Raw genomic sequence first — 24,435 nt, forward strand, 5'->3', positions numbered from 1 at the left:
GCTGGGGTCGCGACACGAGGCCCTTGGCCGCCCGGCACAACAGAAGTGATGAGTTATGAGTGATGATGACCCAAGTGCCACCCGACACCTAGCACCACCACCTACCACCTACCACCTACGACCTACCCCTTACGGCAGCAGTCGGAGAACGCGATAGAATCGTTGTGGTTGCTGTTCCACGGGCAACAGTGTTGAGGCCGTTGTCTCCGTGGCTTGGACCGTCGGGAGATCGATCCATGATCCGCCCGCCAAGGCGTCGCGGTACTGCACGCGATACTGCTTCCCAACCTCGGCGCTCCAGCTGATTTGGAAGGTGCCCTGCGCCGTAACGCCGGCGCTCAAAATGCGCGGCGCCACCGGAGGGGTGTCGGATATCACATTGGCGGCACGCGGGGTGGGCCGGGTCATGAAGAAGCGATCCGAACCGCCATCGGGCCAGCGCCCCTCGCTGATATTGTCCGACTGCAAGCCGAATTGCACCGTGTCCACCACACTACCATCCGGTGCGAACAGCCAGATGCCTTCGCCTTCTTGGTTGATTCGGAAACCGGTATGTCGATCCAGGCCGTTCACGGTATTCTGGCCGGGGTTGCTGTCGGCCCACACGAGCAGGAATCCTTTGGCCGGAATCGTCGTCCCGGCGGGCAGGTTATACCGGGGATCCACCAGGATCGGACGGTCGGATAACGCGTAGCTCGACAGATCCACGAGCACGTCGTTGGGATTGTAGAGCTCCAGCCAGTCGTCATACAAACCGTCGGCCGGATCGGCTAAAAAGGAGGTGTTGGCGGCCATCCACTCGTTGATGAAGATCGGTAAGGCCGACACGCTCGGATTGTTCGCGCTGCCCGGCGTGGGGAAGAAGAACGAGCGCCGAGGGCCGGTCTGGCCGTCCGGATGGTATCCAATGGACGCATCCGCCCGGATGCCTTGATAGTTTAGATAGTCGAGCACCGCCGGTTGACCCTGCAGCGGAAATACCAGGGCGAGGGAGCCGGACTCGGGAGAAGGGCGGAAGCTGGCGTGAGGTGACGATGGGGTCGATTCCTCGGGTTCGGCATCCAGCCACACGATCAGGAATTGCCCCGGGTTGAGGATCGTGTTGGTCGGAAATGCCCAGCGCGTGAGATCTGTGTAGCTGTCGGTCAGGTGCCACCCCTTCAGGCTGATCGCGGAGCTGCCGCTGTTGTAGAGCTCCAGCCAGGGATCGTTGTCCCCGGCATCGTCCCGGCGCCCCGCGACGTTATGCGGCTGCACTTCGTTGAGCCAGATGGTCGGAAATTCCGGCAAGGCACGGGCGACGGAGTTGGTGGTCCCGGGTGTCGGGAGGCGAGCCGGCACCAAGGCTGAGCCGTCGGACCAATTGGCGACTCGCGAGTTGTCGCGGCTGGCATCCACGAGTTGGATCGAGCGGCCGGTCCCACTCGCTTGCAGAGGCCAGGGGGCGGTGCTCTCATAGGTGACTTGATCGATCACCACATCCTGGCTTGGGGAGTCTCCCGGTGCCACCAAGGCCAGGGTCCCTCCGGTTCGATCGAATTCGCCGGTGAACAGCCCCGCCAAGGCGATCGCCCCGCCGTAGGTTCGCGCAAAGTCATCCCGATTCTTCGCCACCACCACGAAGCTGTTCTTGTCGAGCACGGTGCCCTCCGGGAAGGTGAAGTCGATCCCATCCAGCCGCCATCCGCCGATGGCGAACGCGCTGGTCGCCGAGCGATTGTAGATCTCCACATACTCCGCGTTGGCGCGAGCCGGATGATACATGATCTCGTTGATCACCACGGAGCCGACGGCCGATTGCAGCGCGGCGCTGGACACAACCTTAATGCTGTCGCTTAGCTGGGGCAGCGCCTGACCCGCCAGGTCATAAGCCGCCAAACTCAGCTGATTGGTGCCAGGAGCCAAGGGCACCCGGATGGACCAGTTCGTTAAGGTCGTCCACCGGATGGGTGCATCGACTCCATCGACCCGGATGCCGCGAACGCTCAAGGGAGCGGTGCCTACCAGGGTGGCGAAGGCGCCATTGGTGGTAAAGTCCCGGCCCCCGTTATTGAGGATGGCGAACGAAGCAGCTGCCGGACTTAGCTGGGAGACCAGGAAGGTCCGGCGCTGCCTAAACCAGGTTTTGAGCGCGGCGGGGTTGTCCAGCGGCTGACCGTCGACACGGTTGACTCCGTTGGCGACCAATGAAGCGTATTTCGCATCCATCACCGGTTCGTACTGGGAGGGATCAAAGGCGGCGTCGACGGCGGTCTGGACGGCTCGCAGGTAGGCACGGCGGAACGGTGGATGCCCATACATTCGGGTGACGGTCGGATCGTCGGCGATGAAGAGAGGTCCGCTCTGTGGGGGATAACTGCCGGCGGCGACCAGCATCAGCCAGTCGAGGTCGAACATGTAGATCTGCCAGCGACCGTTCTGCGGCTTGAACATGTACATGTTCTTCCCGATGTCATGACCCCAGCTGTCGAAATTGTTGATGATATGCTCTACCGCGAAGATCCCCATCCATTGATCCACATCGATCAGTGCCTCGGTTTGGGAGGTGTAGGGTTCCGGGCCGGTCGCGTTCAGGATATCGGCGGCAACGAACAGATTGGTGTAATCGTTGGCGCTCTCGAAGGATCGCTTCATCCAATACCAGCGATAGGTCTCGGTCTTCTTTTTGAACCCGCCATTGACGAGGTCGGGAGTCCGATAAATCCGCAGCTGGGGCTCGGGATCGGCGACCCGGTTGCCGCCATCGTCGAATTCGAAGGCGCGGTCAATTTTGAAGAAGTCGCCCTCGCTATCTCCGGGCGACCATTGCTCGAGAAACTCGGCGGCCGGCTGCAGCGCAGCCTCAAATACACCGCCTCGCTGCATGTCGGTAACGCCGTTGACGGTCAGACGAATGAAGTAGCGATGGCTGTAGGCCAGGTTCATCCGTTGAGCGATCCAGTAAGCCATCTGCTCCTGGATGCCGGTGGTTTCGTTGCCATGTCCGCCCGGCCAATCCAGAACCAGCGCGGTGTCTCCCAGGAAAGGCTGATCGCTGGGAAACTCTACGGTGTAGCCGCACAGTCTTCCCGTCGGCGTATCGAAACTCGGCCCGATGTACGGGCTGCCGGCGTAGGTCGCCCCGGCGTTGTAGATGACCCGGTGGTTCCCTAAGACGAAGGTCACATCGTTAAGGGTGTTGTTCAGGTTGTTTCGTGTATCCCAGGCTGTGAAAGCCGCCCGCGTCATCCAGAATCGATAGGAAGGGAGATTTCCCGGCGGCAGAGTTTCTCCGAAACGAACCAGGCCCTCGTGCTTCGGGGCATCCGGCGGGAAGGTGGCGGAGGCGCGGGGTAGGGCGTCGTCCGTGGTCCACACATGAAAGGCGATGAGGGCGTTGAGCGGTTGCCCGGGCAGGGTCGCGGCGTAAAGGCCGTCCCCCGCCACCGAGTCGCCTCCGCTGCCATCGTCGGTCATGGGAATGCTCACGATATTCGTGCTCGGGTCGATCCGGTAGCGGAGTTCCACGGCAGTGACGTCATCCGGATCGTGAACTCGCGCGGTCACGACCACCGATTCGCCTGCCGCAGGAACAGGCGGGTTGTGGGTGACCTCGCTGATGGCTGGGCCCGAGTTCGCCACCGTCTGGCTGTTCCGGGCGCCGGGCGTGCCCAGGTTCGTGGGCAGATCCATGCGCACGGCGGCCTCCAGCCAATTGCCGCTCAGCCGAAACAAAATCTCCGGATGCCCGCGCAGCCAGCGCACCTTGGCGAGAATGGTGTTGGTACGATTGGGGAGCTGCGTGGGAGCGATGCGAGCCCGAATCCGATTCACTTGGTTGTCGCCGCGATCCACCGCACGGACGTGGTAAGACCCGCTGCTGTTGAATCCTTCGGTCGGTTCCCAGGAAGAGGCTGATTGGGTGCCCTCGGCGGTCCAACCGGCCGCACTCGTTTCGAAGGTTGAGTTGGTCAGGACGTTGACACCGGCTACAGTGCGCACCTCCACATTGTCGATGAGACATTCTCCCCGTCCTTGGAGCAAGGTATGAAACCGATCCGCCGAGGAGGTCCCGTTGTCCAGCACGCCCCGCACTTCCACCGAGGTCCAGGGTGCCTTTTTGGTTTCATCGCTATCAGCCCAATTGGCCGCCAGCCGGTTGTCACTGCGAGGATCCTTCAACTCCAAGCTGCTGCCACCCCCGTCGGACCATTGTCCCCAGTGTCCGCCATCTCGATAGCTGACTTCATCCACCAGCACCTGTCCCATCTGAGTCGTCACCACGGCATTGTTGGTGGAGAAAAGGGGCAGAGCCATGCTCAGGGCGATGCGCTCGCCGCGTCGGGAGAGGCTACCCTGGAAATCGCCATAGACCTGATTGCTGCTGAGGGCGGGATACCGAGCGAGCATACGCTCGATGCTTCGCGTCACCACGACATAGCTGTTGGGTGCTACCGAGGCTTCGGCAGGAAACGTGTAGCGAATCCCACCGGACAGCTGCCATTCGGCCAGGCTTACGGTGTTGGAGCCGAGATTGTAGAGTTCCACATATTGGTCGTCGTTCTCACCCGAGATGGGGTGGTACATGATCTCGTTGATGACCACGCTACGCGGATAGGGGGGGGTGTTGTTTTCAGCGGGAGTCGGGAAGGCGAGTTCAGTGAACCGCGGAGCTCCGTCGGGTTGGCGTCCGGACGATACTCCGTGGGCCTGCGCTTCGAAGCGGACCGCATCCAGCACCCGGGTTCCGGAGGGATTGCGCAAGTAGAGCGTTTCGCCCGCGGAGCTGAGGGCGAACCCCAAACTTGCTTGATGGAAAGCGACAAATCCTCGCGGTGGCAGGACTGTTGGAAAGGGCACTTTGAATTTATTGGTGTGGGCGGCATCGCTGAGCAGGCAGCCGGAGATGTCCACCGCCACCGAGCTGTGATTGTAGAGCTCAACGAAGTCCGTGCGGTCTGGTCCCGGATTCGCCAGATACTCATTGATCACGACGTGATCCAGGGGATCGACGGTGACGGATTCCTGGCTTCCGGGGGAGCCGCCCACTTGATCACTGGCGGCCCAGGCTTCGACCTCGCGTTCACCGTAGGAGGGGCGGGCGAGCACGAGCGAATGGCCGGCACCATCGGCGGCCACCGGCCAGGGCGACTCCGAGCTGTAATGGGCTTCCAGGAAGACGGCTCCCATCTGATTTCGAAGTTGGATAACACCTTCGGAGTTAGGGAGGGCATTCGTATTGGAGAAAGGCCCTAAGACTCCATTCAAACCGGTGACAGCGGAGAGGTCGGCAGGCGAAGCCGCCACGACCAAAAAAGTCCCTGGTGCCAGAATGGTTCCAATCGGAAAGACGTAGTCCGCCGCCCCGTCCAACCGCCAGCCGCTGATATCCTGCGGGATGTCATGCGCGTTGAAGAGTTCTACAAACTCGAGATTGCGACCATCGGCTCGGTCCGCCGGATGGTACATAATCTCGGAGATCACCAGGCTGGTGCGACGGCTACTTTGGCCGAGCGGTTCCACAGAGGACGTGAGAGGTGCGGTGCTCGCGCTCGTCACGTTAGAAAAATCGCGGAAAGCCGCCGTGGTGGTCTGATTCGTGCGATGACTCGAAGCAGCGAAGCCCAGGTAGAGGCTCTGTGGCAGAGAGAGGTTGGTTCTGCCCAGAGTCCTCCAGTGCTGGCCGTCCCAGCCAGCGAAACCGGTGAACGCATTTCCCTCTCGTTTTAGTCTGAGCCAGGTTTTGGGATAATTCACGGGGAACGAGCCCAGGGTCCCGGCGACTCCGTTGTTGGTGGCTCGATATTGAAAGTAGGCGCCGCTGATGGAAGGCGTCGCGAGGGTTCCCGCGAAACGGCTTCCGGGAGCCAGCGTTTCGCGAGCCAGCAGGCCTGCCTCCGACCAGACATCGGTAGGAGTGAGGGATTCGACGCGCACCTGCACGTCGAAATCACCCGTTCGGATTTGGTGGCTAAACTGGAATTGGTCCGATCCTCCTCCAATGTCCAGTCCGCCGCCGGTGATGTTGATGCCGCCGGGAACGGCCACGGATCCTCCGATCGGTTGAGCCTCGCCAACTGCGGCGGGCTCGTAGAAGGACACCGTGAACTGTTGGGCGGTCGAGGGAAGAATGGTATTCGCGGCAACAGAAGTGTCCCGAATTCCGTTAACGAGCAACCGATACGTCGCGCCTTCGACCAGAGATTGGACCCGCAGCACGACATTGCTTCCCGAAGAATCGAGACTGGCTGAATCGATTCGCACCGGGTTGCCGGTGCTCTCGATGGCATAGCGAGTCGGATCGGATGCTGAACTAGGGAGCACGCGTTCCGAGAATCGCACGAGCAGCTGGTCGGCGCTTAAGGAGCGGAGGTCTCGGAGGGAGGGGGGAAGGGTGTCGGGCAAGACCTGCACCGCTGCGCTTTCGCTCGTGGCGGAATGAGGGATGTTGGTCACGACGTTCTGGAGCTGAACCGAGAACGTGCCAGCATCGGTCAGCCGGGCAGCCGGTACGGAGAAGCTCGCGTTGGTGGCATCGGGAACGGGAACCCCGTTGCGGAACCATTGGAAGTTCGGGGTTGGATTACCTGTCCATCCGAATGCCAGGAGCAGGGGACTGCCTTCCGTGACGGTCAATGGTTGTGGCTGACGGGTGATCGCGACCGGCAACTCGATGAAGATCGCCGGGGACACCGTAATGCTGGGAAGCCCGGATGCTTTGATCAAAATATAATCCACGTCGAACTCGGAGGTTGATCCGAGGCTGCCCGCGCTGATGCCGGCGAACCCGGCCCGAGCGCTGCGCATGGGAGTGTAGTTGGCAGTCAGCTGCCAGTTGGCCGGTTCGGGCTCGGTTCCGTCCGCCTTCCAGATCTTGCCAAAGATGTCGTTGGTGCCGCCGAGGGAGGCTGCGTTCGGTTCGTGGCGGAGTCGGAGCCAGTACCAGGCATCGTTTTGCCAGGGGATAGGGAACTCCGAAGCCCAGGCTCGGGTGTCGTCGAGGAACTCAACGTGACGGTCTCCGGGCGCCGGTTCATCCCGAAAATGAAGGTTGATTCCCTGGCTGCTGCCGACGCTGACAGAGGTGGCAATCCCTGCGCGTGGGCCGTCACCGCTGTCGAACCGAGTCACTCGAATTCGGGCGAGCACCTCCTGGATGGTGTTGTGATAGGTGACACGCTCGTAAAGAAGGTGGTTGGGATCGCCGGTGGCTGAGCCCACGTGGAGCATCCCGTCGCTGACAGAAAAGACGTTGCGGCCGCGCACCAGCCAATTGGTGCGCAGCGTCGACCCGGTGAAGTCATCCTGAACTCCGTTGACCACCTTGCCTACCTCGGTGGGAGCGAAGGCGGCTTGGGCGGTGGAGGTGGGGAGGATAGCAATCAGGCCCAGGCACAAAGCGACTAGGAGAATGAACGGCTTGAATTTCATGGAGCGAAGAGAATTTAGCAGAAGTTCCTGAGAACTCAATGCATTCCGATTTTGGATTTTGGATTCTGAACTACGAATTCTGGGTTTGCCGACGTTGTGACTTTGCCGGCAGGGCCCGAACCCGCAGGGTTCACAGAGATCTAGCCGGGGGTGCTCGCACCCCCGGAACTGTTGAACGTACGGAGCATCGCGCAGCGATGCCACCGACTTCGGAGACTTGCGTCACCCGACTCAATTAACCTAATCCGTTCGTCAGTCTCTTCGCCGACTGGTGGCACGCCTTACAGGGTGCTGTTTAATGGGGGGCCGACGGACCGGGGGTGTTGCTGCGCTCCACACCCCGGCTAATCTCTTTGAACCCTGCGGGTTCTCGGTTTCGGGCTCAGGAGCTCACCCAACCAGTGAGGATCCCCTCCAATTCGTTTAGTCCGCACCTTTGGAGGTAAAGAAGAGGTCGTGCCGCCGCACTCCACATGGAGGGCTCCAGCGACCGCCAACCGCTTACACCAGCTTGCTCGGGTTCTCCAGAAAGTCGCAGATGAGGCCCAAGAACTCGGCGGCGGGGGTGCCGTCCAACACTCGGTGATCGATGGAGAGGCAGAGCTTGAGGGTGTTCCGCGCTTCCAGTTTGCCGTTCACAACATACGGACGGAGCGTCGCCCGGCCAATCGCTAGAATGGTGCTGTTTCCGGGAGGGATTACTGCAGCGAACTCATCGACCCGGGTCGTTCCGAGATTGGAAAGCGACGTGGCGCTCCCTTGGAGTTGGACGAGGGTGAGCTGATTCGCTCGGGCTGAGGCAATGCTCGAGGCACGTTGGCGAACTAGATCGGAAATCGAGCCCGTGCCCGGCGACCGCAGGATCGGAATCGTGATCCCCTCCGACAGCGCCACGGCTAACCCGACATCGGCCGACGTTAGTTGGACGATGTCATCGTCGATCCAGACGGCGTTGGCGGTGGGGTAAGCTGCCAGGGCGCGCGACTGAGCTCGGATGATTAGGTCGGTTAGACTCAACCGGACCCCGGTCTCCGTTTCAATCTTGGGCAGGAGGTCCTGTCGCAGCTCGGAGAGCGCGGTCACGTCGATCTCGCAACGGAGGTAAAAGTGGGGAATGGATGAGAAGCTCGCAGCGGTTCGCTCGGCGATGGTGCGTCGCATGGTCGACAGCGTCGAGACGCGTTTGGGCTGGTTCCCGGCGGCGCGCACCACGTCGGCCTCGGTGACTCTTCCCGTCGGACCTTTGCCTTGGAGTGGACGCGTATCGACGCCCAACTCGGCCGCACGACGACGGGCTCGGGGGCTGACCGGAAATGTCTGAGTTGAAGCGCTGCCTTGGATCGGCTGCGAACCTGCTGCGGTCGGCGACTGTTTTCGATCCTCCATCGGTGCACTCGGTTCCCTTGTGGCGTCCGTTCGGCCGTTGGTGGCGGTGGATTGCGACGGTGCGCTTGGAACGCTGACCGCGGTCGGGGATTCGTTGCCCTGGAGGAGTTGCCCAATGACCTGACCCACCTTGACGGTTGTTCCCGCCTTGGGGCTGTCCGCAGGGATATGAAGGATCCCGTTCTCGGTAGCCTCGATGTCTTGTGCTGCCTTCTCGCCTTCGAGGGTGAACAGCGGCTCCCCGGACTTAACGGCGTCGCCCTCCTTCTTGAGCCAGCCCGTGAAAATACCCTCTTCCATGGACCAACCCAACCGCGGAATCTGAATCGAGATAGGCATGAGATTAGAGCAGGTAGCTACTCGTTGACCAAATCGCGGATGGCTTGGGCGATGGCATTGACGTCGGGAACCACGGCGCTTTCCAGCGCAGGACTGTAGGGGGTAGGAGTGTGAATGCCATTCAAGCGTCGGATCGGGGCATCCAACTCATCAAACCCGCGATCCGCGAGCTGCGCGGCGATTTCGGCGCCTACCCCGCAAGGAGAGAAGGCCTCGTCCACAATGAGCAGTCGTCCCGTCTTGCTCACCGACTGAAGGATGGTCTCGGTATCCAGGGGAGCCACGGTCCGCGGGTCGATCAATTCGACGGAGATGCCTTCCTTTTCCAGGGTCTCGCACGCTTGCAACGTCTTGTGCACCATCAGCGCCAGAGCGACGACGGTGACATGCCGGCCGGACCTCACGATGGAGGCCTGGCCAAACTCGATCGCGTAATCTCCTTCGGGAACCGGACCTTTGATGCTCATCAGCTCGCGATGCTCCAAGAACAGGACCGGATCGTTGCAAGTGAGAGCGGTCTTGAGCAAGCCTTTGGCGTCGTGGGGGGAGGAAGGGACCACCACGCGTAAGCCGGGGAAGTTGGCATACATTGAGTAGTAGCTGCCCGAGTGATGGGTCGCCGCGGAGTGGCCAATGCCGATGCAGCCGCGCAAGAGCACCGGCATCTTAATTCGTCCGCTGCTCATGTACTGAATCTTGGCGATCTGGTTGATGATCTCGCCGACGGCATCGAGCACGAAGTCGGCGAACATAAAATCAACGACGGGTCGAGTTCCGCTCATGGCTGCGCCGCACGCCAAACCGACGAACCCCCGCTCGCAGATGGGAGTGTCGCACAGTCGCTCGGGTCCATAGATGTCGTAGAGTCCGGTGGTGGTGGCGAAGTTGCCACCCCGTTTCCCGATGCCTTCGCCCAACACGAAAATTGTGGGATCCTGAGAGAACCGTTCCGTTAAGGCCTCGAGCGTTGCCTTCATGAACGTGAGTTGCCGACCTGTCGTGCTAGGGGCCACGGGAGATCCGGAAGCCTGGTCGGTTCCTGGTTGTGAAGTGGTGTCAGCGAAGATATGCAGCGCCGCCGACTCCCGGCTGGGCTCGGGGCTCTTTTCGGCAAACTGATGAGCCGCCTCTGCTTGTCGGGCGATCTCCTGGTCGATCTTTTCTAAATCAGCCTCGGTCGCGAGTTGGTTCTCCAAGAGATGGGTCCGGAGCCGCTTGATAGGACACTTCGATTTCCATTCCTCGACTTCCTCTCGAGTTCGATAGGTAAAATCGCCCATGCCCTCGGAGTGAGGTCGAGTGCGGTAGGTATTGCATTCGAGCAATGTGGGGCCTCCTCCGGAGCGGGCTCGGTTGACGGCTTCCTTCGCGGCTTCCATGACTGCCAGCGCGTCATTTCCGTCGACGGCCTGTGCGGGCATGTTGTAGGACGCACCGCGGCTGGCCACGCTTGGATTGGCGGCGGCATAGGCGAAGTGAACCTCGGTGGCAAAGCGATTGTTCTCGCAGACGAACAGCACCGGGAGTTTCCAGATGCTGGCGAGATTCAGTCCTTCGTGGAAAGCGCCGTTGTTGACGGCACCATCGCCAAAGAAAGCGACTGCGACATGCTTGGTTTTGAGAAGCTTGAAGCTGTATCCGGCACCGGTCGCTTGGAGAATGCAAGGACCGACAATCCCGCTGGTGCCCATCATGCCCACCTCGGGCGCGAACAGATGCATGCTGCCACCGCGTCCCCGGGAACAACCGGTTTCTCTCCCGTAGAGTTCGGCGAAGAGCTGTCCCGGTTCCAATCCTTTGGCCAGTGCGTGTCCATGGCCACGGTGGGTGGAGAAAATCATGTCGCGCGCCTCGAGTTGACTGCAAACGCCGGCGGCGATGGCTTCCTGTCCTACGTACGTGTGGCAGGCTCCGTGGACCAATCCTTGTTGATGAGCCTTGGCCAACCGCTCCTCGCAGAGCCGGATAAGCTGCATCCGACGGTAGAGATCGATGGAAACAGAGAGTTGTTCCCGGGATGGCTTCTTCGACGAACTGGTGTTCACGGAACGACTCTACCGGTCGGGTTCCTGGAGGGACAAGCTTGTTTAGGGGAGGGGGGTGCGGGAGAGGAAGTGGGCGAGGCAGGTGGTCAGGTTGCGAAGGACCCGGGGGCCGTATGTCGGGCCTTCAGCCCTGGACGGGAAGGGGTTGTTACCTGGGGTTGTCACCCCAGGCTGGGATGAAGCGCACCGTTGGTGCTGTGGGGCGAGCAGTCATCGATCCAATATCAACCCCAACCAAGCATCGACTGGCTAAATGCCTAGGGGATGCATCCGTGGTGTTGTAGTCCACGGGCCGCAGGTCCAGTACTATTCCAGCCTGGGGTGGCAACCCCAGGTGCCCTCACCCCACACACGCCCAGGGCTGAAGGCCCGCATCATCGTGGTGTGTTCTTCGTCGATTTCAGCCTGGGCCTCATCCGCTCTAATTCACACCCAATCGACCGGTAGTCTTTTCCCCTCCGCCCGCAGCGTTCGAAGGCTCAGGGCATCATGTCGCTTCGCCAAGCGTTCGCCATTCTCGTCGAGGACGAGAGGGCAGTGGTAAAACGCGGGGATCGCCAAGCCCAAGGCGCGATACAGAAGGATTTGCCGCGCGGTTGATAAAAGAAGGTCGGCTCCGCGCACCACCTCCGTAATTCCCATGGCTGCGTCATCGGCTACCACCGCCAGCTGATAGGCGGGTAAGTCATCATTTCGCCAAACGACGAAGTCACCGAAGTCCTTCCCGGCGACGAACGACTGCGGACCGAAATGTCCATCGATGAAATCGATCCGTTCGCCTTCGGTAACTTGAAATCGCCACGCGTGCTTGGACTGGGAGCGTCGGGTCTGGTCGATGGCGACCCCCGACGATCTCGGACGGCAGATTCCCGGATAGAGTGGCTCCTCCTCTCCCGCGTGCGGTGCCGCAAGGGCGTTGAGGATGTCTTTTCGGGTGCAGGAGCACGGGTAGACGGCACCTGTGCGCTGAAGCGCTCGGAGCGCGCTTCGGTAGCGATCCAACCGCTCGCTTTGGACATAGGGAGCGTAAGGACCACCGACATCCGGTCCTTCGGTCCACTCGAACCCAGCCCAGCGCAGGTCCTCGAGCATGGCTTGGCAGAACTCGGGTCGTACCCGCGATCGATCCAAATCCTCGCTCCGCAGGATGAGCGTGCCTCCCTGCATTCGGGCGCGTTCTTGAGCGGTGGCGAAGGTTCGGGCGTGGCCCAAATGGAGGTAGCCCGTCGGCGAGGGAGCCAACCGACCGCGATAGTTCGTTCCGACGCTCATGTCACTTTACCCGGGCACGGAGCTCGATGCTTTCGGAATGGCTGTTGAACTCGGGGGCATAGAGACATTGGATCTCTGCCAGTCCACTTTGATATTCGCCCGCATGTTGGACCCGAGTGCTGTATTCGAAGACATAAGACCCCTTGGCCAGATAGTCCAAGAAGAAGTGGCTGGCGGTGTCACGAGTGGACTCGTAGTAAGCCAGTCCATCCTGATACTTGTATTGGGACAGTGCGTTGATGGGCTCAAGACCGCTGCCGCGCTGGTCCTTCAGATGCACGAACTCGACATCGCGATCCACTCGTAGTTCCAGTCGAATGACGACTTCGGCGCCAACTGTGACGGGGCCGCTGATCGGGACGAGTACGCCGCTGGTGTTCCTCGTGTAGAGGGCTTTCTTGAGCTGGAGCGGGGTGCCCGTGTGTGAAGGAATCTTGGAGATGTCTTCCAAGTATTGCCAATGGATGCTAGCCCAAGCCACCCCTGGATCGGTTTTGGCTAACGTGATCCGACCTTGGTTGGGTCGCACATCCGATCCATTGATCTGCTTCTCGTAGAATCCGGTGCCGGCCTCGGGGGTGGAGAGACGTCCCGGCAGTTTTGTGCTTTCGATCGGTTTCCCAGCGAGCTGGATCTGAACCTTGGCATCGCTCGCCAGCCCGCTCACCCCGCGGAGGAGGAGCGCGTAAACGGCATCGGCCGTGGCCTTGGTGGTTTTCCAGGCTTGCGTCTGCTTTTGCTTGAGCAGCCACACGTGACAATCCTCAACCGCCTTGCGGTCCTTGGCCACCTCCTCCAGCACTTCGATCATCATCGCTTGGGTCTCGATGGGTGCTTGTTGCCAGCCCCATCCCGCTTCGGTATCCCGCCAAAACATGCCCAGCTCGGGCGTGGACACGGAACGCTCCCGCAGGGATTTGACAATGGCTAACGGAGTCGTCGGGTCGGCCCAGCGTTGGAGCGCGAGGGCAACGTGACCCTGCGAGAGGCGATTCGGCAGCCGCACCCAGTGACGTCGGGCTTGGTCCAGCCAGAATGCGATGGCTCCTTGAGAGGCGGGAGGAATCGGAGCTTCTTTGAGAAAGAAGCTTCGAGCGTAAAGGTAGAGAGCCATGGTGGAATCGAAGTGGGGGCTTTCCTTTTTATCATGCTGAAGGATCCAGCGGTGGCGCTCGACGATCCAAGCATCCAAGCGTCCCCAAGCGCGGATGGCAGTGTCGATCGGGATGTCGACGCCGAGATGTCGCAATCGGCCGATGCCGCTGGCGATGTAGAGCGTGATGAAGTCGTTGCCGGGGCCTCCGGGGAACCAAGGCCAGCGACCATCGCTGAGTTGCATCTCCTGCAGCTGCTGATGGAGCCGTTGCGTTTCCGATTCGATGCGGCCGGGCGCGAACAGCTCGCCCAGCCGGCGACGCGATTCCGTTTCGTCTTGGGCTTGTCGTAACCACGGCGTTTCCTCAATCAACACCGACTTGAGATCCTGGTTCTTTTCCAGGGGGCTTTGGAGGGCCGGAGTCGCTCGCCACGCCTCAAATACTGATTTGAGCTTGGGATCAGAGTGCAGGACGTGACGGGCCAGCGAGTTGGCGTAGAGCCGGTTGAACGTCTGTTCGCTGCACTCGTGAGGGAACTCCATGAGGTAGGGCAGGGCGAGAACGGCGTACCAGGCTGGATGGCTTACCACCTGCACATTCAGTCCCTGATGAATCAACGAGCGGGAAGCGCCCGATTGCAGCAGATGGTCGAATTGAAATTCCTGGGTGCCGGGACCACGGATCGGCAGTGGCATCGACTCCGTGACGAAGATCTTGCGCGAGAGAACGGGCAGGAAACCTTCCTCCCCATCGCTCCATCGGTCGGTGGAGGCCACCGCCTGGTAGGTTAGGAAGCCCATGGCATCGGGAATCCGGATGGACCAGCTGAAGCTTCGCGACTCTTTGGGAGCCAGGTTGAAGGCCAGCTCAGGCCGGGTGTTGGCTAGGTCGGCATCGGCTGGCCGATCGTCCACAGCGACCTTGAACTGAAGTCGAACCTTGCCTTGCCGGCGGTTGCTCGAGTTATTGGACACCTTCACGCGGAATTCCAGGGCGTCGCCCTCCCGAACGAATCGAGGTGGGTTCGGCTGGACCATGATTTCCTTGCTGGTGACGGCTCGAGCTTGGAGGGAGCCAGAACGCAGGCGCTGATCGTGAGCGAAGGCAAGGAAGCGCCACTCGGTGAGCGCCTCGGGCATGGTGAACGTGAGGCGCACGATTCCATTCGAGTCGCTGAGCGCCTGAGGAATAAAGAAGGCGGTTTCGTTGAGGTTCCGGCGCGGTGTTACGGCGCCCAAGGAGGGTGGCGGGGCGTTTGGGCGACCAGGGGCAGGCGGTGGTGATGGCGGAGCGCCCGCAGCGATTGCTTTTGCTGCCCCTCCCAATCCGATTTCCGGAGCGGCCACGGCGAACCGCGCCGTGGAATCCATGACCGCCGCGGGCGCTGCCATCATCGGGCTGGGCAGAACCGTCCCCCACCGCGGACCGCGGGAGTCGCCGACGCCCGAACCATCCTCGAACCGTCGGTAGAGTTCCTGTATCAGTCCTGGATCGGGCGGCTCAGGCCAGCTGCCGGCAAAGAACTGGAGATCTTCTTCCCGGTTGTTGAACTGGGGCGAAATAAAAGACATTCCGTTGCCGAAGATGTCAAAGCGTTCGTGCCAGGCGTGTGGTTTGATCGCATCGAGCGATGCATCGTAGAGCGCTGCTACCATTTCGGTCAGTTGCCCAGATACACCCTTAGCATTCGCGACGGCGTTGGTTGGGATCTTGGGTTTGACGATCACGCTCCAGGTTTGCGGTTTGCCCGGTTCGAGATGGCTGGTCCAATGTTCCCACTGGAGATCCAACTCTTGGTTGCTCCACGGGACCTCCACCTGATGCGAGGTCAGCAGGGCTCGGTTGTCCCGCACCTGAGTGACATGAACGGTGAAGCCGCCGCGGAGCGCTTCCGTCACGAGCTGGGTTACCGCGTGCTGGGTGGCACCGACGGGCGTCCAGAATCGCTGCACTGGTTTGTCACGATGTTCGATCTCGATGAAGGCCCGTCCCTCATCGTAGCCAGTGCCCCAGATCGCCGACAGAGTTTGCCCGGGTTCCAACGTCCAGCTCGGAGCGCCGACGAATTGTGGGATTTTAATGGGGAAGCGGTTCTTTGCGGGATCCACCACCAGGAAGCTCACCTCCGTCTGAACCGGATTCCCCGCTCGGTCGCGGCTCGTCCAGACGGCGCGGTATGCTCCGGTGGCTAGCGTCAGTTGGGTGGAGGTCTTGCCCTCGGCGTCCGATCGGAAGGGCTCCGCTTTCACGCGTGCTCCCAAGTCCCAGGACTCCGGCTGGGAAGGATCCTTCGTGGGCTGCGGCAACTCGGAGAAGCGATTCATCCGGCCGCTGAGGGTCGGGCGCACGACGTTGGTCGGCTGTCGAAGCTGGAATACGGAAACCGTTCCCTGCAGCTGGAGCGGATTGTTTTCCAAGTCCTGGCAGAGGGCCTCAAGGCGAACGGGACTCCCGGGGGTCTGCCACTCCGCCACCGTGCCGGTCAGTTGGGCGGTCCGGTATCCGATGCGAAACGCTCGATCCTGCGAACGTGTCTCCCCGTTCGAATCGGTGATGTCCACGTGCACGTTGAAGACGAAGACCGGATCATTCGTTCGCTGGGTCTTGAGATCGGGACGCGCCACGAACTCCAGCGTGAACCGGCCGTCGGCATCCGTCTGACTTGATCCCGAGCCTATGTCCTCAGGATTCCCCTGCGGGCCAAAGCGCGGAAACCCGCGACCGCGGTGGAACGGAGCGGTTGGGAAGGGCGAGTGGAACTCGGCAGTTCGAGTAATTCTCCAGCGGACCTCCGTAGCGGCCACCGGCATGCCGGTCAGGGTGAGTGCCAGGCCGTCCACTTTCACGCTTTCCGTCAACCGTGGTGACTGGCGGGTGGGAGACAGCGTGATTTGGAACTTCGGACGCTTGTATTCCTCCACGTTGAAGGAAGTGCGGCTCTCCGGGTGGGCCTGATCATACAACGACATCATGCCGAGAAGACGATCCTTGGGGGCGGTGAAGGTGCCGGCGAAGGATCCGTATTCGTTCACTCGGTGCTTCTGCCGCGCAATCTCCTGACCGTTGACGTCGGTGAGTACCAACGTAATGGAGCCTTTGGCCGGCTCGTAAGTGTTGCGCTCGGTGTCGGCCAGAACGCGAATGCCTTTGAACTGAATACTTTGGCCAGGTCGATAGAGCGATCGATCCGTGAACAGGAGGGTTTTTTCCTGAGGCTGGTGAGCGAGTTTTGGATTCCAGGAAACGGCTTCCCAGGATCCAACGCGTCGGTTTCCGGATATCACCTCGAGAAGGTAACCTTGCCCGGGGGGAGCTGCTTCCGATTGAAATGTTCCCAGGGCATCCGTCGTTAGGGTGGACGACAATCGGAGCGCCGGTCGTTGATGGTTGAATCGCAAGAGACGGACGCTGGCGCTGGGGATCGGCTCACCGGAAACGGCATCGAGCACGAATCCTTCGAGCCGGCCGGAGCGCGGTCGAGTAATCAAGGCAAGGTCGCTCACCCAGAGCGTGGTGAAGGCCAGAGGGCCCTTCTTTTCCGTGAAACCAGGGTCCGGGCTCGCGACTAGTATGTAGAATCCGGGAGGGAGCCCTGTGGGTTGGGCCAGCTCGAGCGCCTTCTCTTGGAAATCTGGAGTGTTAGGGATGGCGTAGGAACCTTGCCAGACTGGCGTTTTAGCCAGGGTGCGACGGCGTATACCTTCATCCCAGAGGCCGGGTGATTGATAGTGGTTCGTCCAATCGGAACCGAGGATTTTTAACGAGACATTGGTGATGTTGCGGTAGCGAATCTCCAGCGGGGCGCGCGGTCCCTTGCCATCTGGCAACCAGACCTTTTCGGCAGCGAGCTGGAGGCTGGGAGTTTCGATGGCTTGGATCAGCTGCCGACAGAGGGCGCCTCCGGGGGATTTCGGGTAACGCTGGAGCCCTTGTGTCGCGACTCGATGCGCTTCGGCGGGTGAGCCTGCTTCGCTGTGGGTTTCCGCCAGATGGAACAAGGCTTTGGCGGAGAGGGGATGGTTCTGGTGGGTTGTGGCGAAGCGACTCAAGGCCTCCTGGTGCAGGCGCGATCGCGCTTCGCCGACGGCTACATTGGAGGCCCACTGGATTCGAGCGAGGTCGACATCGAGTCGGGCGCTGGGATCGTCATCGTTCCCGTGAAAGAGCAGTAGGTCTCGGAACAGGAACAGCGCCTTTTCCTCAGGAGACTCATTCGCGCGCCGCTCGATCTTTGCTGCTCGGGTGAACTCCGCGGCGGTTCCAAAGAGAGGAATGACTCCATAGACCGGGACATCCGCCAGCCATTCGATTCCAGTGGATGGCCGGGCTACACTTTGTTCTCCGGAGGTATAAAAGCGCAGGGCTTCATGAGCGATGAAATCGTAAAGGGTCGGGCGGTACGAATCCGGCACGGTGCCCGGGACCAGGATACCGTTGAAGGAGGCGACCGGGGTGGCCTTGAGGAATGCTTGCGCACGGAGGGAAGCTTGAAATTGCCGGTCGATCTCTTGGAAAAGACGCGAGAGATCCCAGGTGGTGAAATCGTTGCCGGGAGCCTGCGACGTGCTGCTGCGTTGAAGGAATCGCCAACGATTCTGTTGGAAGTAGTCCCAGTAAGCCTGGGCTAGGACGGTTTGAAGAATCGGCTGGAGCTCTTGGGCATTCTCCTGCAAGGCCGTCGTCAGACGTCGAATTTTCTCCTCGCCTAGCCCGCCTTGGATCTCGGTTTCCAACTGGATCCGACGGCAGATCGCTCGCGCGGCCTCGCCCCAGGTCTTCTGGGCGATGGCCTGCTTCGCGATCGGGTCCAGTAATTCGATGGCGGTCTTCGGCAGACCGGCTGCGATGGCCTTATCGACCACTGCCCAGTCCGCGTCCCGGGCTGGTGCCTTCGCCCCGAGGCAGAGCAGGGGGCCTGCGGCAAGTAAGCCGATGAGAATGAACAGTCTCTTCATGTCAGTGCACTTAGCGTCACGCCCTGTTTGACGGTGGTAGTCGGTTAAAACTCCCGTCTTTGTGGCGATGACGCCGAAGTGAGTACAGCGGAAGAGCGAGTGGGCGTCAATGACACCGCGGTCCCTGCGTCAGCCATTCCTTGCTACGGCTAGCGATTGGCCGCATTCGGTGTGGGAACCAGTGTCGACCAATGATCCGCATCGGCCGCGGACCTTCCGTAGGAAACATCGCTCGACAAAGGCCCAAACTGGATCCGATCCAAGACTTGATTGCTTCGAGCATCCGCATCGATGAGCAGTAGCTCCTCCCCCTGGTTCGATAGCTTGAAGCTCGCGTGAAGGCCGGGCACCGCCAGTCCATCTTCATCCGCCCAGATCAGGAGATAACCATGGGCGGGTACCACGGTCCCGTTGGGAAAAGCCCACTTCCGAGGCGATGCTGGATCGTCGGTCAAATACTGACCGGTCAGATCCACCGGGCTCGATGTGAGATTGCGCAGTTCGACCCAGTCCTCATGCTCGCCCTGAGGATCCGCCAGGGTGCTGACATTCTCCGACACTAACTCGTTGATCACCACCCCTCGATGGGAGCCGATGGAAAGCGCAACTTCATAGTGATACGTGACATTCTCCGCACGGGCTGGAGCATAACGAGCCGCCTGAGCCGCGTTGTTGGCACGGGCTTCGATGTAGTAATGAATCTTGTTTCCTGCGGGAAACGGACTCGTGACGGCTCCAAACAGGCCATCGTTCGCCGCCCCATCCCCGTGTGTTCCATCATCCAACATCTGGTGGGTGGTGAATCGTCCATAGGGTTTGTCGCGGAAATGCAGCCAAACGGAGTGAATTCCGCTGCCGCTCGACACAACGTGAGCCGTAATCGCGGCAGCCTGGGTTGCGTAGACCGGCTCCGTTGGCCCCTGAACCGAAACAATGTTCGGCTGCAACGGAGTCAGCTCTGCATGCGACATCAGGTAGTTGTAGCGGTTTGTGATGAAGGTCCTGAGAGCCACGAGATCATTCGTGTAGGCCGCCATGGTAATCCCCTTGCGCGGATCGGCGATCAGCGCCTGGACGCTCAGGGCATGAAAGGCCTGGATATTGGAAGTCATCACGCTGGGATTGAAATTCTCGCTGAGAACGGTGCGCATGTGAGCTAAGTAGCGCTGGCGAAGTTCCTTGATCGGCAAAAGTTTGTACAACAAGGGGCGCGTCGCGCTCGTGGCGCCAAAGACCGGCGAGAGGGTGGCATCCCCCGCGACGAACGCTTCATTGCCATCGTGCTCGACGGGGTGAATGCGGCCACTCTCGATTTCGTAGTAGAATCCGTAGTCGGCTCCTTTGTTCCAGTAACTGTCGTCGTCCGCAAAAATGTTCTCGATGGCCAGGAACCAGAGCCAGTTGTCGATGGCGAACACATCCTCCACCGCATCGCGAAGGTTCGCCGCGGGAGTGTTGTTGAGAACATCGATCGCGTGCACGAGTCGTCCAAACGCCACCGCCGAGCTGGCGTTGTCGGTTTTGAGCGTGTAGCGACTCTGGTAGGTGCTGATATTCGTGTTGCCAAGATAGCCAAACGCCGTGGTTGCCGTGGAGTTTGGATTGTTGGGAGCTCTCCATCGATCGCCATTGTTGCTGGGAAACCATTCCTTAATGAGCACGGAATCCTCCTGTTGAATCAGCGAATAGACGCTCCAGAGGGATCCGTTGGCGAACAGCTGACACATGGCGCCCTTCGGACAAGGGGTGTATTGGCTCATCACCCCGAAATAGAGGGGCTCTCGCATCACGGTCTCGTCACCGGCCGCATTGTTCAAGTTCACCGTGGAATACGTCATCAGGTCCGCATTCGTCACGACGAAATCAAACTGCAGATTGATCGACTTGCGAACCGGGCCACGACTGGTCCCTCCAGGCCCGCCTCCGCCCCCACCGCCCGTGTACGAGGTATTCCCCTTAAAGCGAGCGCCGATGTGGTGGTTCGTTGCCCCATTGTCCATCCCCAGGAGGGGGAGATAGATATTGCGCTCATTCTGCCGCGCCAGGTGCATGGCGTTGCTGAAGGCTTGCGCCGTCGCTTGAGTGTAGGTGATCGAGATTGTCCGAAACAGCTTGGGGTCATAGAGCCCCGCGGTTTTCTCCGCGCGGAAGAAGGCGGAAGGCTCCCCGGCCGTTCCCACCGTTCGCCAGGCCGCGTTGGTGTCATTGCCGGACAGCAGCGGCCCCAGCTGTTTCAAGGTAATCCAGTCCGACAAGTTGCTGCTGGTGGATAGGAGCCAATCCTCGTCCTTGTCCCCATCCACCTTTAAACGCACCTCGCCGCCAGTCACTTGCAGCACAACCGTTCCATCTGCCGCTGCCACGTACCAGCACGAACCGAGCACCAGGCATTTCAACACCACCGAAATACACAGGCGGATCAAAGTTCTCATGATGCTCACTCTACACCACAAGCATTAAGAGAACATGAAGATCCCCGCGTTTTCGGGGCTTCCTGATATTTAGGGTTTCGGAACCATCCGATAAAACTTACGCGAGGAATCGAGAGCAGGATCGCGGTATACGCCGCCGACCGACAACTCGGCCAAATCAACCCAATCCACCAAGTTTTCCGAACTCTGCACCCGATACGAAGTCGAACCAATGCCCTCAACCCGAAGCTCCCAAAACGAGCCGTCGGAGCGGGATACCGTCAATCGGCTCGGGACAAAACGAAAGAGGGTGTTGTGATGCGCGACATACAGAGTGCCGTCCACCATGGCCACGCGCCCTTGCTCACCGGAGAGCCGCAGGGGAAGCTGCCCTGGGATGGAGAGGTATCGGTCCAAGGCTGGAACGGTGCCACTCACGTAGGTGAGCCAGCCATTTGGGAAGAGCTTTTCCAGAGTACTCGGGGCACTAAAGAACGTACGCTGTTGAACCGTCCCATCCGGAGAACGAGTCCATATCTGAGTCGCTCCATTGACCGGATTCAACTTCGGATAGGCCGCCCAACCCGATTCAACCTGAACGTCCAGCGCCCCGCTCTTCCGGGCCACTTGGCCCCGGTCGGCCAGCAATACCTCACCCGCGGGCGTGAAGAGGCGCAGTTGAAGATTCTTGTAGAAAGCGACGTTGGTCCCGTCGGTGGCGGGCAGACTCAGCTCGTGACTCAAGCGAAATCCCAAGGGGGAGTCGGAGGAGGGGATCACATAACCCTCCTGTTCCTCGGAACTCAGGGTGGTTACCTGGGTGATTTGCCGATTCACTAACGGGCGCGAAGGATCATCCGGACGGCTCAGGTAAAGATCCAACTGCCCGGGCGGAGTGATCGAGGCGAGCAAAACATCCCGCCCGGCGCTCAACGCCAACGGCATTTTGCCGTCGCTGCCGATCAAGAATCCGAAGGTTCCCAAGGAATACGTCACTGGGTATCCACCCCGAGCGTACCAGAATGCCAATCCATCCCGAACCTGCGCGGGCCAGCTTCGATTTATGGCCAGGTCCGAGATCCGGCCATCCTTCAGCTCATACCCATCATCGGTGCCCGGCAACAGGATGCCCCAGTCCGCCAGGAATGCGGGATGTTCGGTCCAGGAGGATCCCGAAAGCTTGGGGAAATCGACTCGGGATATCCATTCGCCGCGAAGGGTCTTCACCACAAACGACCGAATGGCTGGATCCTGCGGCGCGCGTCCCTGGGAAAAGAGCACTCGATCTCCCACGAAATCCAGAATCCGCCCGGCGTCTTGGACCACAGGACGCAAAAAGTCCCAGTTCACCCCGCCGTAGATCGGACGCGTCAGCGTCGTCCGATTTCTCCCACGATCGTAGGCAAACACAACCAGCGTGTGGGGAGCCGGTCCGCTCAGCGTCAGTTGCGTGTGCACCCGGTTGGTGGCTGGAGCGATGCGGGCCATCAGAGTTGAGGTGCCATCGAAGATCGAGGCTTCGATCCGGACTTCCGGATCGGGTTCGTCGTCCTCCACGACTATCTCCACTTCCAGCAAGGGACCTCGCACCACCGCTTCTTCGACCGGCGAGAGAACTCTCACGACCGGCGGTCGGTCGAGGCGGAACGAGTTGGTGTAGCGGGTGCGATTTCCCAACACATCGACGGCCTCCACCAGCACCGTATTGGTCCCTGGCCGCAGCCCGGCTAAACCAACTGAATTGGTCCAGATGCCGGGGTAAGTTGAAAAGAGCGTCACCTGGCCGTTGTCGAGAGTGGCTGTGACCGACGTCACTTCAAACACCGAGGTGAGCCAGGCAGACACGGAGGCGGTGCTGGTTTCGTAGTGGGGGGACACCGTGGCCAGTGAGATGTCCGGACCTGGACCTGCGGCAGCCAGCCGGGCAGGGGAAGTCCAGAGCAACAGCAAAGCGCTCAAAAGCGCACCCAAGGTAGATCTCGGATTCATAAACGTATCCATCGTCGCAGGGGGAGCAAAGACCAGGTCGTCACGCGTCCGACCCCTCTCCTCCTTTTTCGGGCGTGATTTAGAAAAAAGTAATCGAATGACCGGTTGGGTCAAGCGAGGAAATACACCCGTTTCAGATGTTGTCCTTCCTCTCAGGAAGTGCATCATCGGGGAGCGACGCATGACAGCACTTACCGATGCCATTCTTGTTGGACTCGTCGAGGACGACAGCACTCTGCGAAACGGGTTTAAGGCGGTGATCGATAGCTCTTCACAACTCCGGTGCGTGCTGGAGGCCGGAAGCGTGGAGGAGGCGTTCGCTCAAATCCAAACGGCACCCCCGCCCGAAGTGGTGCTCATGGATATTCACTTGCCAGGCGCTTCTGGAATCGATGGGATTCGCGAGCTCAAACGCACCCACCCCAAGATCCAGCTGATGATGTTGACCATCTTCGAGGATCACGACCGGATCTTTCAATCCCTGGAAGCAGGGGCTTCTGGTTATCTCTTGAAAAATACCGCCCCGCCTCGGTTGATAGAAGCGATCGTCGAACTCTATAATGGCGGGTCTCCCATGTCGGCCCCGATCGCCCGGAAGTTGGTAGATGCCTTTCGAGAACAACCGCGTTCCGCTAAGCCGGCATCAACCTCGGAGGATCTTGCGAGCCTCTCTCCGCGGGAAGCCCAGATCCTGGGTTTGCTAGCCAAGGGCTACCTCTATAAGGAAATCGCCGAGGAATTGAAGTTGAGTGTGGAAACGGTGAGAACCCATTTACACAGCATTTATGAAAAGCTGCATGTCCGCAGCCGAACGGAAGCAGTCATGAAGGCGTTTGGCAGGTTGGAGTGAGGCTCCACGCCTAGCAGGCCGTCGGACTTTGAATATCGTTCTGCAGGGTGCCCGCCAGGGCTATCCGTTGGTTCCACGGCTTGCTGGGCGTCGGCCTGCTAGAACCACCCCGACTCCGAGTCGGGGTGGGGGAAACTGAGTCTAACTGGTCAGATTCGGTCCATTTCGCCTCAATTCATTGCCGCTTCTTCCTGAGCTCTCGTTGATCAAGGCCAGGTTGTTGCGACGGAAGGCACAGAGGGTGTCGTGGTCCGGATGGCTATCCCCAGCGACCATGCGAGCCGGCACGCTTTCATGGGTGCTTTGCTCAATGCGGCGGCTGCTAAACACCCCGGTGGCATAGCTGTAGACCAGCAAGCTTAAGAGCATCGACGGAGAATACAGCTCGCTGCCGGTGCCTCGGGTATTGACCCGGACTTGGACGGCCCCACCTACATCTCCAGGCTCCCCCACCTCCCCGGCATAAATTGAACACTTTGATGCAGATCCAGTTACGCCTTGGCGCTCCTGCGGAGCGGCCTTTAAGGATCTTTATCTAGTTTACAGATTTAAGGCCGATCGTCTAGTCCCCTAAACGTGTGAGTCGAGCCCGGCAGCCGGTTCCAGGCTTGTGCCCATCGAGACCGCTGACGTAATCTGAGACGTGGTTTCTGAGCGACTTAAAAGGTTTATTAGATTAAG

9 protein-coding genes are annotated in these 24,435 nt (G+C 60.3%); 1 reads left to right on the plus strand and 8 read right to left on the minus strand.

Going from position 1 to position 24,435, the window contains the following annotated elements:
* Positions 1 to 129: 129 nt before the first annotated feature.
* From JNN07_07665 to JNN07_07695, 7 genes are all read right to left on the minus strand, one after another.
* Positions 130 to 7,410, minus strand: a complete 7,281-nt coding sequence (locus tag JNN07_07665; protein ID MBL9167603.1) for a lamin tail domain-containing protein — start codon at positions 7,408 to 7,410, stop codon at positions 130 to 132.
* Positions 7,411 to 7,911: 501 nt separating this feature from the next.
* Positions 7,912 to 9,135 (minus strand): 2-oxo acid dehydrogenase subunit E2, encoded by a 1,224-nt coding sequence (locus JNN07_07670; GenBank protein MBL9167604.1) that lies wholly within the window; start codon positions 9,133 to 9,135, stop codon positions 7,912 to 7,914.
* A gap of 17 nt (positions 9,136 to 9,152) precedes the next feature.
* The gene (locus JNN07_07675) at positions 9,153 to 11,180 is read right to left on the minus strand and encodes a dehydrogenase E1 component subunit alpha/beta (protein MBL9167605.1); all 2,028 of its coding nucleotides are present in this window, start codon (positions 11,178 to 11,180) and stop codon (positions 9,153 to 9,155) included.
* A 426-nt stretch (positions 11,181 to 11,606) separates the two neighbouring features.
* Positions 11,607 to 12,452 carry a tRNA glutamyl-Q(34) synthetase GluQRS gene (gene gluQRS, locus JNN07_07680; protein MBL9167606.1) on the minus strand — a complete coding sequence of 282 codons (846 nt, stop codon included), beginning with the start codon at positions 12,450 to 12,452 and terminating at the stop codon, positions 11,607 to 11,609.
* 1 nt (position 12,453) lies between these two features.
* Positions 12,454 to 18,504, minus strand: a complete 6,051-nt coding sequence (locus JNN07_07685) for a hypothetical protein (GenBank protein ID MBL9167607.1) — start codon at positions 18,502 to 18,504, stop codon at positions 12,454 to 12,456.
* Between the two features lie 149 nt (positions 18,505 to 18,653).
* A complete protein-coding gene (locus JNN07_07690) occupies positions 18,654 to 20,936 on the minus strand; it encodes a CotH kinase family protein (protein ID MBL9167608.1) in 2,283 nt (760 codons plus the stop codon).
* A gap of 69 nt (positions 20,937 to 21,005) precedes the next feature.
* Positions 21,006 to 22,904 (minus strand): hypothetical protein, encoded by a 1,899-nt coding sequence (locus JNN07_07695; protein MBL9167609.1) that lies wholly within the window; start codon positions 22,902 to 22,904, stop codon positions 21,006 to 21,008.
* A gap of 181 nt (positions 22,905 to 23,085) precedes the next feature.
* Between JNN07_07695 and JNN07_07700 the strand changes: the two genes are divergently transcribed.
* Positions 23,086 to 23,754 carry a response regulator transcription factor gene (locus tag JNN07_07700; protein ID MBL9167610.1) on the plus strand — a complete coding sequence of 223 codons (669 nt, stop codon included), beginning with the start codon at positions 23,086 to 23,088 and terminating at the stop codon, positions 23,752 to 23,754.
* Between the two features lie 141 nt (positions 23,755 to 23,895).
* On the opposite strand, the gene JNN07_07705 is transcribed toward JNN07_07700, so the two are convergent.
* On the minus strand, positions 23,896 to 24,207 hold the full coding sequence (locus tag JNN07_07705) for a transposase (GenBank protein ID MBL9167611.1): 312 nt from the start codon (positions 24,205 to 24,207) through the stop codon (positions 23,896 to 23,898).
* Between the last annotated feature and the right edge of the window lie 228 nt (positions 24,208 to 24,435).

It is taken from the genome of Verrucomicrobiales bacterium (genome assembly GCA_016793885.1).
Lineage (GTDB): Bacteria > Verrucomicrobiota > Verrucomicrobiia > Limisphaerales > UBA11320 > UBA11320.

Bases quoted from the DNA above. Each gene is read 5' to 3' on its own strand.
- JNN07_07665 (MBL9167603.1), bottom strand. From the start codon at position 7,410: ATGAAATTCAAGCCGTTCATTCTCCTAGTCGCTTTGTGCCTGGGCCTG.
- JNN07_07690 (MBL9167608.1), bottom strand. From the start codon at position 20,936: ATGAGAACTTTGATCCGCCTGTGTATTTCGGTGGTGTTGAAATGCCTG.
- JNN07_07700 (MBL9167610.1), top strand. From the start codon at position 23,086: ATGACAGCACTTACCGATGCCATTCTTGTTGGACTCGTCGAGGACGAC.
- JNN07_07685 (MBL9167607.1), bottom strand. From the start codon at position 18,504: ATGAAGAGACTGTTCATTCTCATCGGCTTACTTGCCGCAGGCCCCCTG.
- gluQRS (MBL9167606.1), bottom strand. From the start codon at position 12,452: ATGAGCGTCGGAACGAACTATCGCGGTCGGTTGGCTCCCTCGCCGACG.
- JNN07_07695 (MBL9167609.1), bottom strand. From the start codon at position 22,904: ATGAATCCGAGATCTACCTTGGGTGCGCTTTTGAGCGCTTTGCTGTTG.
- JNN07_07670 (MBL9167604.1), bottom strand. From the start codon at position 9,135: ATGCCTATCTCGATTCAGATTCCGCGGTTGGGTTGGTCCATGGAAGAG.